This is a genomic window from Azospirillum fermentarium (genome assembly GCF_025961205.1).
GTDB classification, from domain to species: Bacteria; Pseudomonadota; Alphaproteobacteria; order Azospirillales; family Azospirillaceae; genus Azospirillum; species Azospirillum fermentarium.
In genome coordinates, this window is sequence record NZ_JAOQNH010000002.1 from 212,131 (window position 1) to 228,013 (window position 15,883).

15 protein-coding genes are annotated in these 15,883 nt (G+C 66.3%); all 15 read left to right on the top strand.

The features are described from left to right. Positions 1-59: 59 nt before the first annotated feature. The 15 genes from nuoI (at position 60) to M2352_RS16015 (ending at position 15,880) form a co-directional block, all read left to right on the top strand. Positions 60-548: an NADH-quinone oxidoreductase subunit NuoI gene (gene nuoI, locus M2352_RS15945; RefSeq protein WP_264665554.1), complete on the top strand. Its 489-nt coding sequence runs from the start codon at positions 60-62 to the stop codon at positions 546-548. Positions 549-680: 132 nt separating this feature from the next. After that, positions 681-1,295: an NADH-quinone oxidoreductase subunit J gene (locus M2352_RS15950; RefSeq protein ID WP_264665555.1), complete on the top strand. Its 615-nt coding sequence runs from the start codon at positions 681-683 to the stop codon at positions 1,293-1,295. Position 1,296: 1 nt separating this feature from the next. Further along, on the top strand, positions 1,297-1,605 hold the full coding sequence (gene nuoK, locus M2352_RS15955) for an NADH-quinone oxidoreductase subunit NuoK (RefSeq protein WP_264665556.1): 309 nt from the start codon (positions 1,297-1,299) through the stop codon (positions 1,603-1,605). Between the two features lie 9 nt (positions 1,606-1,614). Beyond that, positions 1,615-3,714 (top strand): NADH-quinone oxidoreductase subunit L, encoded by a 2,100-nt coding sequence (nuoL, locus tag M2352_RS15960; RefSeq protein ID WP_264665557.1) that lies wholly within the window; start codon positions 1,615-1,617, stop codon positions 3,712-3,714. 23 nt (positions 3,715-3,737) lie between these two features. Continuing rightward, the gene (locus tag M2352_RS15965; RefSeq protein ID WP_264665558.1) at positions 3,738-5,252 is read left to right on the top strand and encodes an NADH-quinone oxidoreductase subunit M; all 1,515 of its coding nucleotides are present in this window, start codon (positions 3,738-3,740) and stop codon (positions 5,250-5,252) included. A gap of 10 nt (positions 5,253-5,262) precedes the next feature. Then, positions 5,263-6,711 carry an NADH-quinone oxidoreductase subunit NuoN gene (gene nuoN / locus M2352_RS15970; RefSeq protein ID WP_264665559.1) on the top strand — a complete coding sequence of 483 codons (1,449 nt, stop codon included), beginning with the start codon at positions 5,263-5,265 and terminating at the stop codon, positions 6,709-6,711. Next, entirely contained in the window at positions 6,708-7,502 is a 795-nt protein-coding gene (locus M2352_RS15975; protein WP_264665560.1) for a biotin--[acetyl-CoA-carboxylase] ligase, read from the top strand. The genes nuoN and M2352_RS15975 overlap by 4 nt, the downstream gene beginning before the upstream one ends. A 5-nt stretch (positions 7,503-7,507) precedes the next feature. Beyond that, on the top strand, positions 7,508-8,293 hold the full coding sequence (locus M2352_RS15980; protein ID WP_264665561.1) for a type III pantothenate kinase: 786 nt from the start codon (positions 7,508-7,510) through the stop codon (positions 8,291-8,293). Beyond that, the gene (locus M2352_RS15985; protein WP_264665562.1) at positions 8,290-9,984 is read left to right on the top strand and encodes a ribonuclease J; all 1,695 of its coding nucleotides are present in this window, start codon (positions 8,290-8,292) and stop codon (positions 9,982-9,984) included. Before M2352_RS15980 ends, M2352_RS15985 begins: the two co-directional genes overlap by 4 nt. A gap of 113 nt (positions 9,985-10,097) precedes the next feature. Further along, positions 10,098-10,502, top strand: a complete 405-nt coding sequence (mce, locus tag M2352_RS15990) for a methylmalonyl-CoA epimerase (protein ID WP_264665563.1) — start codon at positions 10,098-10,100, stop codon at positions 10,500-10,502. 18 nt (positions 10,503-10,520) lie between these two features. After that, complete coding sequence (locus M2352_RS15995) at positions 10,521-10,772, top strand: DUF1467 family protein (RefSeq protein ID WP_264665564.1); 252 nt, start codon at positions 10,521-10,523, stop codon at positions 10,770-10,772. Then, a complete protein-coding gene (locus M2352_RS16000; protein ID WP_264665565.1) occupies positions 10,773-11,387 on the top strand; it encodes a DNA-3-methyladenine glycosylase I in 615 nt (204 codons plus the stop codon). Between the two features lie 603 nt (positions 11,388-11,990). Then, positions 11,991-12,689: a hypothetical protein gene (locus M2352_RS16005; RefSeq protein ID WP_264665566.1), complete on the top strand. Its 699-nt coding sequence runs from the start codon at positions 11,991-11,993 to the stop codon at positions 12,687-12,689. Further along, on the top strand, positions 12,689-13,201 hold the full coding sequence (locus tag M2352_RS16010; RefSeq protein WP_264665567.1) for a hypothetical protein: 513 nt from the start codon (positions 12,689-12,691) through the stop codon (positions 13,199-13,201). The genes M2352_RS16005 and M2352_RS16010 overlap by 1 nt, the downstream gene beginning before the upstream one ends. 87 nt (positions 13,202-13,288) lie before the next feature. After that, positions 13,289-15,880 (top strand): circularly permuted type 2 ATP-grasp protein, encoded by a 2,592-nt coding sequence (locus M2352_RS16015; RefSeq protein WP_264665568.1) that lies wholly within the window; start codon positions 13,289-13,291, stop codon positions 15,878-15,880. The last annotated feature ends 3 nt before the right edge of the window (positions 15,881-15,883 follow it).

The following is a 15,883-nucleotide window of genomic DNA, read 5'->3' on the forward strand; positions in this document are numbered from 1 at the left end:
GGATAAGAACAGGGCGGGCGCACGGCCGAGGCGCCCGCCTCAACAAGGAGACGACGGCCATGGCATTTCTGGACCAGACGGCGCGCAGTTTCTTTCTGAGCGAGCTGATCAGCGGTATGGCCCTGACCTTCAGCTATATGTTCAAGCCGAAGGTGACGCTGAACTACCCCTATGAAAAGGGGCCGATCAGTTCGCGTTTCCGCGGCGAACACGCGCTGCGCCGCTATCCCAACGGCGAGGAACGCTGCATCGCCTGCAAGCTGTGCGAAGCGGTGTGCCCGGCGCTGGCCATCACCATCGAAGCCGAACCGCGGGACGACGGCAGCCGCCGCACCACGCGCTACGACATCGATATGACCAAGTGCATCTACTGTGGCTTCTGTCAGGAAGCCTGCCCGGTCGATGCCATCGTCGAAGGCCCCAACTTCGAGTTCTCGACCGAGACTCGGGAGGAGCTTTTCTACAACAAGCAGAAGCTGCTGGAGAACGGCGACCGCTGGGAAGCCCAGATCGCCGCCAACCTGGCCGCCGAAGCACCGTACCGCTGACGCTGGTCACGGGGCCTTATCGATGGGGGCGGCGCGCTTCGGGCCGCGACGCCCTCGCCGCCCAGGCGGCCCCGGACCAACGCCCGGAACGGACGGAAACACCACCCCTCGACCGCGGAGGCGGGGAAACCGATGATTGTACAAAGCTTGTCCTTCTACCTTTTCGCGACGCTGCTGCTGGCCTCCGGCGTGATGGTCATCTCGGCGCGCAATCCCGTTCATTCGGTCCTTTTCCTCATCCTCGCCTTCTTCCAGGCGGCGGGACTGTGCGTGCTCATGGGGGCCGAATTCCTGGCGATGATCCTGGTCATCGTCTATGTGGGCGCCGTGGCGGTGCTGTTCCTGTTCGTGGTCATGATGCTCGACATCAACCTCAAGGATCTCAGGGCCGGCTTCCTCCAGTACCTGCCGATCGGCGGTCTGGTCGGGCTGGTGCTGCTCCTTGAACTGGTGATGGTGCTGGGGCCGTCGCTGATTTCGCACAGCGCGCTGGAAACGGCGGCGAAGGCGAAGGCGGTCGCACCCGCGGTCACCAACACCGAGGCGCTGGGGCAACTCGTCTACACCCACTACGTCTACCTCTTCCAGGCCTCCGGCATCGTGCTGCTGATCGCCATGATCGGCGCCATCGTGCTGACGCTGCGCCAGCGTGAAGGGGTGCGCAAACAGAACGTTTCCGCGCAGCTTGCCCGCCGCCGTGACGAAACGGTGACGATCCGCAAGGTGTCGACGGGGGGAGGCATCTGATATGGACATCGGGCTCGGTCATTACCTGACGGTTGCCGCGATTCTGTTCACGCTGGGCGTGTTCGGAATCTTCCTGAACCGCAAGAACGTCATCGTCATTCTGATGTCGATCGAAATGATGCTTCTGGCGGTGAACCTGAACCTGATTTCGTTCTCGGTCTTCCTGAACGATCTGACGGGGCAGGTCTTCTCGATGATCATCCTGACGGTGGCCGCGGCGGAAGCCGCCATCGGCCTCGCCATCCTGGTGGTCTACTTCCGCAACCGCGGCACCATCCGTGTCGAAGACATCAACCTGATGAAGGGCTGAGGCAGCGTCATGGAAGTCCTCGTCGTATTCCTCCCGCTGCTCGCCTTCCTCGTCGCCGGTGCCATCGCGCTGTTCGCGAAGGGGCCGGGCGAGGTGCACGCGCACGCATCCCACGGCCATGGTCACGACGATCATGGTCATGACTCCCACGCCCATTCCCATGACGCTCATGATGACCACGGCCACGGCGCTGCCGCCGACGACCATGGCCATGGGCACGGTCATGACGACCACCACGGCCCCGACTGGCGCGACCGTGTTGCCCAGATCGTGACCTGCGGTGCGGTGCTGACGGCGATGGTGCTGTCGTGGGCGCTGTACTTCAGCGTCACCGGCCACAACGCGCCGCGCACCACCGTGCTGTTCTCGTGGATCACCAGCGGCGCCTTCGACGTGTCGTGGACGCTGCGGGTGGACCAGTTGACGGCGGTGATGCTGATCGTGGTCAACACCGTGTCGGCCATGGTCCACGTCTACTCGGTCGGCTACATGAGCCACGATCCGCAGAAGCCGCGGTTCATGGCGTACCTGTCGCTGTTCACCTTCTTCATGCTGTCGCTGGTGACCGCCAACGACTTCGTGCAGATGTTCTTCGGCTGGGAAGGCGTCGGTGTGGCGTCGTACCTGCTGATCAACTTCTGGTACGAGAAGAAGTCGGCCAACGACGCGTCGATGAAGGCGTTTCTGGTCAACCGCGTCGGCGACTTCGGCTTCGCGCTCGGCATCTTTGCGATCTTCGTGCTGACCGGCTCGGTCCAGTTCGACACGGTGTTCGCCAAGGCGCCGGAACTGATCAATGCCAAGATCCACTTCCTGTCCTGGGAATTCCCGGCGCTGACCTGCGCCTGCCTGCTGCTGTTCATGGGCGCCATGGGCAAGTCGGCCCAGCTTGGCCTGCACACCTGGCTGCCGGACGCGATGGAAGGCCCGACCCCGGTGTCGGCCCTCATTCACGCGGCCACCATGGTGACCGCTGGCGTGTTCATGGTCTGCCGCCTGTCGCCGGTGTTCGAGTACGCCCCCGGCGCGCTGGAGGTGGTGACGGTGGTGGGTGCCATGACGGCCTTCGTCGCGGCGACCATCGGCTTCACCCAATTCGACATCAAGCGCGTCATCGCCTATTCGACCATGAGCCAGCTCGGCTACATGTTCTTCGCCGCCGGCGTGTCCGCCTACGGTGCGGCGATGTTCCACCTGTTCACGCACGCCTTCTTCAAGGCGCTGCTGTTCCTCGGCGCCGGTTCGGTCATCCACGCCCTGTCCGGTGAGCAGGACATGCGCAACATGGGCGGCGTGTGGAGCAAGATCAAGATCACCTATGCCATGATGTGGATCGGCAATCTGGCGCTGGCCGGTCTGCCCTTCTTCGCCGGCTTCTATTCCAAGGACATGATCCTGGAAGCGGCCTTCGGCGCGCATTCGGCGGTGGGCAAGTTCGCCTTCTGGCTCGGCATCGCCGCGGCCTTCATGACCGCCTTCTACTCCTGGCGTCTGCTGTTCATGACCTTCCATGGCAAGCCGCGGGCGAGCAAGGAGGTGATGGACCATGTGCATGAATCGCCGTGGGTCATGCTGATCCCGCTGTTCGTGCTGGCGCTGGGGGCTCTGTTCGCCGGTGTCCTGTTCCACAACAACTTCGTCGGCGAACACCGTGCGGAGTTCTGGGGCAAGGCGCTGTTCGTCCTGCACGACAACGACAGCATCGAAAAGGCGCACCATGGCCTGCCGGGCTGGGTGCCGGTGATGCCGCTGATCGTCGGTCTGGCCGGTATCGCCATGGCGTACGTGCTGTACATGTCGATCCCGTCGCTGCCGGCCAAGATCGCCGGGACTTTCCGGGGCATCCACCAGTTCTTCTTCCACAAGTGGTACTTCGACGAACTGTACGACGCGCTGTTCGTGCAGACGGCCCGCAAGCTGGGCTACGGCCTGTGGAAGTCGGGCGACGGTGCCCTGATCGATGGCGTCGGCCCCGACGGGGTTGCCGCCGCCACCCGCGACGTTGCCACGCGTGCAGCACGGCTCCAGTCCGGGTACGTCTACCACTATGCGTTTGCGATGGTGATCGGCATCGTGCTGCTCGTCATCTGGCTCTCCATCGTCGGCTGAGCGGTTAGGGAGGCTTCTTCACCATGGCTGGTTGGCCAATCCTGTCGATTACGACCTTCCTTCCGCTTGTCGGGGCGCTGTTCATCCTGATCATCCGGGGCAGCAAGGAAGACGTGGACCGCAACGCCCGCAATGTGGCGCTGTGGACGACCCTCATTACCTTCGCCCTGTCGCTGTTCATCTGGATCAACTTCGATCCCAGCAACCCCAACTACCAGATGGTCGAGAAGGCGGAGTGGATCCCCGCCTTCAAGATCTCCTACCACATGGGTGTGGACGGCATTTCGGTGCTGTTCGTCATCCTGTCCACCTTCCTGATGCCGCTGTGCGTGCTGGCGTCGTGGGAATCGGTGCAGAAGCGCGTCAAGGAATACATGGTCGCCTTCCTGGTCCTCGAGACCTTGATGATCGGTATGTTCTGCGCGCTGGACTTCGTGCTGTTCTACATGTTCTTCGAAGGCGTCCTGATCCCGATGTTCCTCATCATCGGTGTCTGGGGCGGTCCGCGCCGCGTCTATGCCGCCTTCAAGTTCTTCCTCTACACGCTCCTGGGTTCGGTGCTGATGCTGCTGGCCATCATGGCCATGTACTTCGTCGCCGGGACCACCGACGTGCCGACCATCACCGCCACCGCCTTTCCGCGGTCGATGCAGATGTGGCTGTGGCTGGCCTTCTTCGCCTCCTTCGCGGTGAAGGTGCCCATGTGGCCGGTCCACACCTGGCTGCCCGACGCCCACGTGGAAGCGCCGACCGCCGGTTCGGTCATCCTGGCCGGCGTGCTGCTGAAGATGGGCGGGTACGGTTTCCTGCGCTTCAACATCCCGATCCTGCCGGAAGCCACCGAGTTCTTCGCCCCGCTGGTCTACACCCTGTCCATCGTCGCCCTGGTCTACACCTCGCTGGTGGCGCTGGCGCAGGAGGATATGAAGAAGCTGATCGCCTATTCGTCGGTGGCCCACATGGGTTATGTGACGGTCGGCATGTTCACGCTGAATACCCAGGGCATCGGCGGCTCCATCTTCCAGATGCTGTCGCACGGTGTGGTGTCGGGTGCGTTGTTCCTGTGCGTCGGTGTGGTCTATGACCGGATGCACACCCGCGAGATCGCCCAGTACGGCGGTCTGGTGAAGCTGATGCCCAAGTACGCGGTCGTGTTCCTGTTCATGACGCTGGCTTCGGTCGGCCTGCCGGGCACCTCCGGGTTCATCGGCGAATTCCTGGTGCTGCTGGGCGCCTTCCGCGACAACACCTGGGTCGCCACCCTGATGGCCCTGGGTCTGGTGCTGGGGGCTGCCTATGCCCTGCTGCTGTACCGCCGCGTGGTCTACGGCGTCATCACCAACCCGCACGTCCGGTCCATGTTCGACCTGACCCCGCGGGAAGTGGCGGTGTTCGTCCCGCTGATCATTGTGGTGCTGTGGATGGGCATCTATCCCAACAGCTTCCTGTCGGTGCCCGCCGCGTCGGTCGAGCAGCTCATCACCGTCTATCAAACCAAGCTCGCCGCCGCCGGCAACGTCGCTGTGGCCGTTCGGTAAAGGATAAGCCATGATCGCCCCGTTCCCCGACCTTTGGCCGGCGCTGCCGGAGATCGTCCTGGCCCTGTCCGGTCTGGCGCTCCTGATGCTCGGCGTTTTCCGCGGCGACACGTCCACCCGGACCGTGGCCTACATCGCCGTCGTTGCCATGCTGTTCGCCGCGGTCCTGTCCATGGGCTACGGCACCGGGCGGGCCGTCACCTTCAACGGCCTGTTCGTGATGGATGCCTTCGGCGTCTTCATCAAGGTGCTGGTGCTGGTGGCCTCGTCGCTGGCGGTGCTGATGTCGCTCTCCTATCTGGAGCGCGAACAGATCCGTAAGCCGGAATTCCCCGTCCTCATGCTCTTCGCCACGCTGGGCATGCTGATGATGGTGTCGGCCAACGACCTGATGTCGCTGTACGTCGGCCTGGAAACCCAGAGCCTGGCGCTGTACGTCATCGCCTCCTTCCGCCGCGACTCTGCGAAGTCGTCGGAAGCCGGCCTGAAGTACTTCGTCCTGGGCGCCCTGTCCTCGGGCCTGCTGCTGTACGGCGCGTCGCTGGTCTACGGCTTCGCCGGCAGCACCAGCTTCGACAAGCTGGCCGCATTGCTGGCCGGCGGTGAACATCCGTCCGCCGGTCTGGTGGTCGGCATGGTGTTCGTGGCCGCCGGTCTGGCGTTCAAGGTGTCGGCGGTGCCGTTCCACATGTGGACGCCCGACGTGTACGAAGGTGCGCCGACCCCGGTCACCGCCTTCTTCGCCGTGGCGCCCAAGATCGCCGCCATCGCCCTGTTCACCCGTCTGCTGGTCGAGCCGTTCGGCCACATGACCCACCAGTGGCAGCAGATCATCATCGCCAGCTCGGTGCTGTCGATGTTCCTCGGCTCCTTCGCCGCCATCACCCAGAGCAACATCAAGCGTCTGATGGCGTACTCGTCCATCGGCCACATCGGCTACGCGCTGGTCGGTCTGGCCACGGGCACGGAAGAGGGCATCCGCGGCCTGCTGATCTACATGGCGGTCTATCTGTTCATGAACGTCGGCGCCTTCGCCGTCATCCTGTCCATGAAGCAGAAGGGCCGCATGGTCGAGGAGATCAAGGATCTCGCCGGCCTGTCGCGCACCAACCCCATGCTGGCCGCGGCCATGGCGATCTTCATGTTCTCCATGGCCGGCATCCCGCCGATGGCCGGTTTCTTCGGGAAGCTGTATGTCTTCCTGGCCGCCATCCAGGCGCACCTGTACACGGTGGCGGTGATCGGCGTGCTGACCAGCGTGGTGGGCGCCTACTACTACCTGCGGATCATCAAGATCATGTACTTCGATGAGCCGGCGGAAGCGTTCGATCCGATTGGCGACGACGGGATGCAGGCCATCCTGATCGGCACCAGCCTGTTCACGCTGCTGTTCTTCGTGATCCCCGCCCCGATCCTGAACGCGGCGGCGGCGGCGGCGGCGGCCCTGTTCGCCGGATGACGGTGAACCCGGAGACTGAGGCGGGCGCTCTGCGCCTGCCTCCCGGCTTCCGGGTCGTCGGCTTTGCCGCGGTCGGCAGCACCAACGATGAAGCAAAGACGCTGGCGCGCTCCGGTTGCCCGGAGCGTACCGTCGTTTGGGCCGGGCGGCAGGAAAGCGGCCGCGGCCGCCGGGGCCGCGCGTGGTCCTCGCCGGAAGGCAATCTCTACACCTCGACCATCCTGCGCCCAGGTGTGCCGCCGGCCACCGCGGCGCAATTGTCGTTTGTGGCAGCGCTGGCCATCGCCGACACCGCGGCGGCGTTTCTCCCCGGCGGCGCTGCGGTCCGTTGCAAATGGCCCAACGACGTCCTGATCGGCGGGCGTAAGCTGTCGGGAATCCTTTTGGAATCCGAACCGCTGGACGGCAGCGGCGATGGGTGGATCGTGCTGGGGGTCGGGGTCAATCTGGCCCATTACCCACACGATGCGGATTACGGCGCCACCTCGCTACAGGAGGAAGGGGCGCTTCATGCCACCCCCGCCGCCGCGCTGGAGGTCTATGCCGGCCATCTGGCGTTGTGGTATGACCGCTGGCTTGCCGGTGGTTTCACCCCGGTGCGCGACGGGTGGCTGGCGCGGGCCATGGGGCTGGGCGGGCCGGTGGTGGTGCGGTTGCCCAACCGCACGCTGACCGGGCGGTTCGTCGATCTGGACCGCGACGGTGTGCTGCTGCTCGACCCCGATGACGGCGGTCCCCGTCAGCGCATTGCCGCCGGCGACGTGTTTTTCCCCCCTGCGACGGAGCGCTGATTTCCATGCTGCTCGCCATCGACGCCGGCAACACCAACGTCATCTTCGCCGTGTTCGACGGGGACGACAAGCGCGGGCAGTGGCGCATCTCCACCGACAGCCGCCGCACGGCGGATGAATACGCGGTGTGGCTGTTCTCGCTGATGGCGCTGAAGGGGCTGTCGCCCGCCGACATCGACGCGGCCATCCTGTCCAGCGTGGTCCCCGCCGCCAGCTTCGATCTGGTGCGGCTGTGTCAGAACCATTTCCACTGCGATCCCATGCGGGTGGGCGAGCCGGGGGTGGAGCTGGGCCTGACCATCCTGCTGGACAATCCCAAGGAGGCGGGGGCCGACCGTCTGGTCAATTCCATCGCCGCGGCGGCGACATATCCGACGCCGCTGGTGGTTGTCGATATCGGAACAGGCACCACATTCGACGTTGTGGATGGGGAAGGCAACTTCGTCGGCGGCGCCATCGCCCCCGGTCCCCTGCTGGCGCTGGACGCCCTGCACCGCGTGGCGGCCCAGCTGCCCAAGGTGGAGATCATCCGGCCCAAATCGGCCATCGGCCGGGGGACGGTGGGCGCGATGCAGTCGGGGATGTTCTGGGGCTACATCGGCATGATCGAGGGGCTGCTGACCCGCATCGCCGCCGAACTGGAGCCCGAGGGGGCCCGCCCCGTCACGGTTATTGCCACCGGAGGGCTTGGCCGGGTGTTCGCCGAGGCCACATCCATGATCCATCACGTTGACAACGAACTCACCATGCGGGGGTTGCTGTTGGTCCACAAGCGCAACAGGGCGAAATGACACGCACGCGAGACGACAACAGCCTTCCCGCCACCTTCTACCCCGACGACGACGGGCTGTATTTCCTGCCGCTGGGCGGTTCGGGGGAAATCGGCATGAACCTCAACCTCTACGGTCACCGGGGAAAGTGGCTGATGGTGGATCTGGGGATCTCGTTCGCCGACGACACCATGCCGGGCCTGGACGTGATCATGCCCGACCACACGTTCATCGTCGAACAGCGGGACAATCTGGCCGGCATCGTCCTGACCCACGCGCACGAGGATCATCTGGGGGCGGTGCAGTACCTGTGGCCCGATCTGGAGGTCCCGGTCTATTGCACGCCCTTCACCGCCGCGGTGCTGCGGGCCAAGCTGCACGAGCGGGGGCTGACCTCCCGCGTGCCGATCCATGAAATTCCGCTGGGCGGGCGGTTCCAGGTGGGGCCGTTCGATCTGGAATTCGTCACGCTGACCCATTCGATCCCCGAACCCAACGCCATCGCCATCCGCACCCGCGCGGGGCTGGTGGTGCACACGGGCGACTGGAAGCTGGACCCGGCCCCGCTGGTGGGGGCGGTGACCGACGAGGCGCGGCTGAAGCAACTGGGCGACGAGGGGGTGCTGGCGCTGGTCTGCGACAGCACCAACGCGCTGGTGCCCGGCTCCTCAGGCTCGGAAGAGGGGGTGCGCGACACGCTGGACGATCTGGTCGGGCGCATCACCAGCGGGCGGATCGCCGTGACCTGCTTCGCCACGAATGTGGCGCGGCTGCATTCCATCGCCACCGTCGCCGCCGCCCATGACCGGCACGTGGCGCTGGTGGGCCGGTCCCTGTGGCGCATCAACGAGGCGGCGCGGGCCAACGGCTACCTGTCCGACCTGCCGCCGTTCCTGACCGAGCACGACGCGGGCTTTTTGCCCAAGGACAAGATCCTGATGGTCTGCACCGGCAGCCAGGGAGAACCGCGCTCGGCGCTGTCCCGCATTGCCGCCAACGACCATCCGCAGGTGACGCTGGACCGGGACGACACGGTGATCTTCTCGTCCCGCGAGATCCCCGGCAACGAGCGGGCCATCGGGCGGCTGCAGAACATTCTGCTGGGGCGGGGCATCCGCGTGCTGACCGCCGATGACGCGCCGGTGCATGTCTCCGGCCACCCGGCCCGCGACGAGTTGGTGCGCATGTACCAGTGGGTGCGTCCGCGGGTGCTGGTGCCGGTGCACGGGGAGTCCCGCCACCAGATGGCCCAGGCCGAACTGGGTCTGGCCTGTCAGATCGCGGAAGCGGTGGTGCCCACCAACGGCGACGTGGTGCGGCTGGCGCCCGAGGCGGCGAAGGTGGCCCGCGTGCCCACCGGACGGCTGGCCATCGACGGCAAGCGTCTGGTGCCGCTGGAAGGCGGGCACATGCGCGACCGCCACCGTATGATCTTCAACGGTTCCGCCGTGGTCACGCTGGTGATGAACGGCAAGGGCGAGCTGATGACTGCGCCGCAGGTGACGGTGATGGGCCTGCTGGACGACGCCAGCCACCGCGACACCATTCTGGATCTGGTGGACACGGTGCGGGAGGCGGTGGGTGCGCTCAACCGCACCTCGCGCCTTGACGACGAACTGGTGCGTCAGGCGGCGCGCACCGCCGTGCGGCGGGCGCTGAACGCCAGCCACGGCAAGAAGCCGGTGACCGACGTTCATCTGGTGCGCGTGTAGGAACGGATGCCGACGCGGGCCGTGCAATTCGCGCGGCGCTGCAGCAGAATGGGGCCACCACAGGCGGACCGGGGGCATAACCCCGGCCGCACGACCTCAAGGGACCATTCGTTATGATCGGTAAGCTCAATCACGTGGCCATCGTCGTTCCCGACCTGCCGGCGGCCACGGCCCTCTACCGCGACACGCTGGGGGCTGCGGTGTCGGCGCCGGTGGATCTGCCGCCTCACGGCGTGACCGTGGTGTTCGTGACCCTGCCCAACACCAAGATCGAACTGCTGCACCCGTTCGGGGAAAAATCGCCCATCGCCCCGTTCCTGGACAAAAACCCGTCTGGCGGCATCCATCACATCTGTTACGAGGTGGAGGATATCCTGGCCGCCCGTGACCAGTTGAAGGCGCAGGGCGCCCGCGTGCTGGGCGACGGGGAGCCGAAGATCGGCGCCCACGACAAGCCGGTGCTCTTCCTGCATCCCAAGGATTTCTGCGGCACGCTGGTGGAACTGGAACAGGCGTAAGAGCCACCGGAGGGTGAGATGGGGCTGGTCAGCGGCATTGCCGTCTATGTCGTGGTCTGGTGGGTGGTCCTCTTCGCCGTGCTCCCCTGGGGCGTGCGGGCGGAAGAGGCGCCGGAGCCGGGCACCGACCGCGGCGCCCCGCGCCGGCCCCATATCCTGCTGAAATTCGCCGTGACCACCGTGATCGCCGCGGTGGTGTGGGGCATCATCGACGCGGTGGTGCTGTCGGATCTCATCTCTTTCCGCGCCATGACCAAGGGGGCGTTGTAAGTGGCCGGCAACACCTATTGCGAAGCCTCCCAAGGGCATCCCCTGCACGGCCCCTATCATGATGACGAGTATGGTTTTCCCAGCACCGACGAGCGGGTGCTGTTCGAACGGCTGGTGCTGGAAATCAATCAGGCCGGGTTGTCGTGGCTGACCATCCTGAAGAAGCGCCCGGCGTTCCGCGCCGCCTTCGACGGGTTCGACGTTGACCGAGTGGCGGCCTATGGCGAGGCGGAGCGGGCGCGGCTGCTGGCCGACGCCGGGATCATCCGTAATCGGTTGAAGGTCGATGCGGTTATAGAGAATGCGAGGCGAATCGTGGCGATCCGAAGCACGCATGGATCGTTTTCCGGCTGGCTGGAGGCTCATCACCCGCGGTCCAAGCCCGACTGGGTGGCCCTGTTCCGCCGAACCTTCCGCTTTACCGGCGGCGAGATCGTGGGCGAGTTCCTGATGAGCCTGGGCTATCTGCCCGGTGCCCATCATGACGGCTGTCCCGCCGGGCAAAGGGCGATGGCCGCGACTCCCCCATGGGTGCGGGCGGTGCGCGCCGGGTTCACGGGATACAATGCTGAAAAAATAGTCACACCTGCGCCCGCATCCCAATCATCAGCATAATTCTTGTGCAAAAGCGCAAAAAAACGGCGGAAAACTCTGGCTTTCTGTGTTTTGCACTTGCGTTGCCGCGTTGAGAGGCACAGAGTCGGGGACAGAGAGGTTGCCTCTCTTTCGACGCCTGGTGGCGTTTCCTCCCTAAACTTCGGGCCGCGCGGCAGCAATGTCGGCGCGGCCTTTTTTCATGGCGATTTTGGCGGGCATGACCCTTGGCGGGGTTTGGCCGGCGGATGGAAATTGGTATGGTGCGCCCTCAGCCCAATGGATCATGCCAATGGGTAAGGCTGAGAATTGTCATCAGACGTTAATGATTATCTTTTTAGCGTTTTCTTAATATGATGAAAACGAATGTCTCTATCATGGTGCGGTGCGCTCCGTTTCCCCGCGGCGTAAGAAAAGGAATGGGCTGAGGTCTCGATGGCCGCTGACGAAAAAGTTCGTTTCGACCAGTTTTCGGCGGTCCTCCTCACCGAGTTGGTGGAGCGGACACGAAAGAACTTGGACTTGCTCCAGCCTGAGCACCGTCCCCGTGCCCTGCTGCCTTTTGCACTTAATTCTCATTTTGTCGATATTTATGCCGAAGTTGTCAGGATCGGCATCTTTCCCGTGGTGATCAGCCGCCGCCCGGTCCGTGCCATTCAGGGGGACGTGGATTGGTCGCGCGAAGGGCGCGACTATCTTCTGACCGTGCTGGACGACCGCACCAACGCCGTGTTCAACGCCTGGGATCAGGCGTGGGACGCGGTGTGGGAGGAGCACAAGGCCACCGTCTCCGCTCATGCCGGCCAGCGGGAGGAGAAGAAGGGCTTCTTCAGCTTCCTGTTCAACCGCAACAAGGGGGCGCCCAAGGCCGACGCCGACGCCCGCGGCGGTGAGGAGGGGGAGGAGGTCACCATGGCCGGCCTCTACACCATGCTGAACGAAAAGGCGGCCAAGCGCGGCTACCTGCCCCTGTTCCACGACGATGTGAAGGTGCTGAAGGGACTGGTGCGGCTGAAGCCGGGCCGGCTGGCGGTGGCGTGGAAGGAGCTGACCCAGTACCACCATCAGGAATTCATCATGACCGGGCAGGATCAGGCCAAGCCCGGCGTGCTGTCCGAAGCGCTGCAGAAATGGCATTTCACCCTGCCCGAACGCATCGGCGAGCTGCTGGTGCTGAAAGCGGCGGTGGACCTGGAATTCGTCGATAAGGCGTTCATCGGCAAATACATCCGCCAATCGGCCCGCACCCAGGAAGAGGCGGAGCGGGGCATGCCCTATCTGGCGCAGTACTGGAAATCCATGTCCGGCTCGGCGGTGGCGTGATGATGGAGGGGCGGGCCACCGCGGCAACCGCACTGCTGCTGGCCGCCCTGTCCGGCCCGGCGGCGGGTGCTGACATCCTGCGCGGCCCCAACGGGCAGGGCGATATTCTGAAGGGAGCGAATCCGGCGCCCGATATCCTGCGCGGTCCCGCCCTGCCGCCGGGCACCCCGGTGGACACCCGCATCGACCCCGGATTCTGCCGCCAGCTTGCGGCCCACCGCCCGGCCGCCGGTGTGGAGCATGTGCCCGGTGCGGACCGGGTGAACGGACGTCCGGTGCCCCCCGCCGACCTGCCGGGCGGGGCCGCCACGGCGTTGCCGGTGCGGATTCCGGTGACCCTGGACATGATCCGCCGGCTGGGCCTGCCCATGCCCGGTCCCGCCGCCGGCCTTCCCCGCGGGGCGGAGGTGGGCGCCCTGACGCTGGAGGGCAACCGGCTGCTGTTCAACGGCCAGCCCATCGGCCCGGCGGCGGAGGAGCAGGTGTTCATCGCCTGCGGACGGCGGCCCTGATCCCGGCCCCGGTCCCGCCGGGCTTGCATCCGCCGCTGCCGCCGTTCACACTCGGGGCGCCGCACACCGCCGCCTCTGGATATTGTTTTGGCTGACCCGACCCTTTTGACACCGCCGTCCTCCGCATCCGGCACCGCGGCCATCAGCCAGGGCTCCCTGTTCGGTGAAGCCGATGCGCTGGGCTACAACCTCGGGACCGTTTACGACGAGATGGTGACGGGCAACGGGCGGCTGCGTGGCCATTGGCAGACGTTCATGAGCACGCTGGGCCCGCTGGACCCCGCCGTCATGGGGGTGAAGTGGGAAGAGGCGCGCCGGCTCCTGCACCAGAACGGCGTCACCTACAACATCTACGGCGACCCGCAGGGGATGGAACGGCCCTGGCCGCTGGACATGATCCCGCTGCTGATCCCCCCCGGGGAGTGGGAAGCGCTGTCCGCGGGGCTGGCCCAGCGCGCGCGCCTGCTGAACGCGGTGCTGAACGACGTCTACGGCCCGCAGGATCTGGTGCGCCAGGGGCTGATTCCCCCCGCCGCCCTCTACGCCGATCCGGGATTCCGGCGGGTGATCCACGGCATTCCGGTGCCGGGAAACATCCGGCTGCACTTCTACGCCGCCGATCTCGCCCGGTCGCCCGACGGGCGGTGGGTGGTGCTGTCCGACCGGGCCCAGGCGCCCAGCGGCGGCGGCTATGCCCTGGAAAACCGCGCGGTCATCACGCGAATCCACACCGACGCGCTGCGCCATTGCGGTGTGGAGCCGCTGCCGCCGTTCTTTGCCGCCTTCCGCGACATGCTGGCCGGGCTGGCCCCGCGGTCCAGCCGCCCGCGGGTGGTGCTGCTGACCCCCGGCCCGTACAACGAAACCTATTTCGAGCACGTCTATCTGGCCCGCCATCTGGGGATCACGCTGGTGGAAGGGGCCGACCTGACGGTGCGCGACCGCCATGTCTTCGTCAAAACCCTGTCGGGGCTGGAACCGGTGGACGTGATCCTGCGCCGGCTGGACGCCGATTTCGCCGATCCGCTGGCCTTCCGGGCCGACAGTTCGCTGGGGGTGGCCGGGCTGGTGGAGGCGGTGCGCGCCGGGCATGTGGTGGTGGCCAACGCGCTGGGCAGCGGTCTGGTGGAGTCGCTGTCCTTCACCTCGCTGCTGCCTTCCTTGTGCCCGCATGTGCTGGGGGAGGAACTGGCGCTGCCGCAGCTTCCCTCCCGCTGGCTGCGGCCGGGGTTCGACCGTGCCGCGCTGGCCGCCCAATTGGACCGGCTGGTGGTGGCGCCGGCCTTCGCCTCGTCGCCCGGCCCCCATGCGCAGGGGCGGGCGGTGTTCGGCGGCGACCTGGGCGGGCCGGAGCGGGCGGCCCTGCTGGACCGCATCGCCGCCCAGCCCTGGGGCACCGTGGTCCAGGAAAAACCCACCCTGTCCACCGCCCCGGTGTGGGACGGCGGGCGGATGCAGCCGCGCCCGCTGATGCTGCGGGTGTTCCTGTGCGCCACCCCCGACGGCGGCTACATCACCATGCCCGGCGGGCTGACGCGGGTGTCGCCCGACACCGGGCGTCCGGTGATGTCCATGCAGCACGGCAGCGGCAGCAAGGACACCTGGGTTCTGTCACGCCAGCGCCCCGCCAATCTGGGCATTCCGGGCCGCAGCCACCCGCCCGAATTCCGCCCGCCCGAGGCCCGTGCGATCCTGGGCGCGCTGCCCAGCCGGGTGGCCGACAGCCTGTTCTGGCTGGGCCGTTACGCCGAACGGTCGGAAGCGGCGGTGCGGCTGCTGCGCGCCGCCTACACCCGTCTGGTGGACGGCAACCAGCCGGGGGCGGCCACCGAACGGGGGGTCATCCTGTGGCTGATGGCGTGGCTGGGCATGGTGCCGTGGGATCTGGCCACCATGGGCGAGAGCGGCAGCGGCCGTGCGCTGCGCACCGCCCTGTTCGCCGCGGTGTTCGACGTCAACCACCCCAACAGCCTGCGCGGCAACGTGCAGCGGATGCACCGCACCGCCTATACCGTGCGCGACCGCCTGTCGCTCGACCTGTGGCGCGTGCTGACCCAGACCGTGCGGGAAAGCCAGCAGCCCAGCGGCAACAGCCCCCGGCCCGACGCCGCGGCGTTGCTGCTGCATCTGGACGATGTGATGATCGGGCTGGCGGCCCAGGCGGGGCTGGAGCAGGAAAGCATGACCCGCGGCCCCGGCTGGCGCTTCCTCGACATGGGACGGCGGATCGAGCGGGCCATCCATGCCCTGTCGCTGATGCGGGCCGCCCGCATCGCCGACGCCGCCTCCATGCCGGAGCCGGAGGTGACCGCGCGGCTGGAGGTGCTGCTGGAACTGGGCGAAAGCTTCATGACCTACCGCGCCCGCTATCTGGCGGAACCCTTCACCGCCCCGGTGCTCGACCTGTTGCTGCTGGACGAAAGCAACCCGCGGGCGCTGGCCTTTCAGCTGTCGGCGCTGCAGGACCACCTGTCGCACCTGCCGCAGACGCCGGATACGGGCGTGGAGACGGCGGCCAACATCGTCGCCGGGGCGCGGCTGGCGCTCGCCAACCCCGATCTGCTGACCGCGCCCGAGGCGCTGCACACCACGCTGGACACGCTGGCCGAAAGCCTGCCGGAGATTTCCAATCTGGTGGCCCACGCCTATTTCAGCCACGCCTTTGCCCGGACGGCCTGAGCC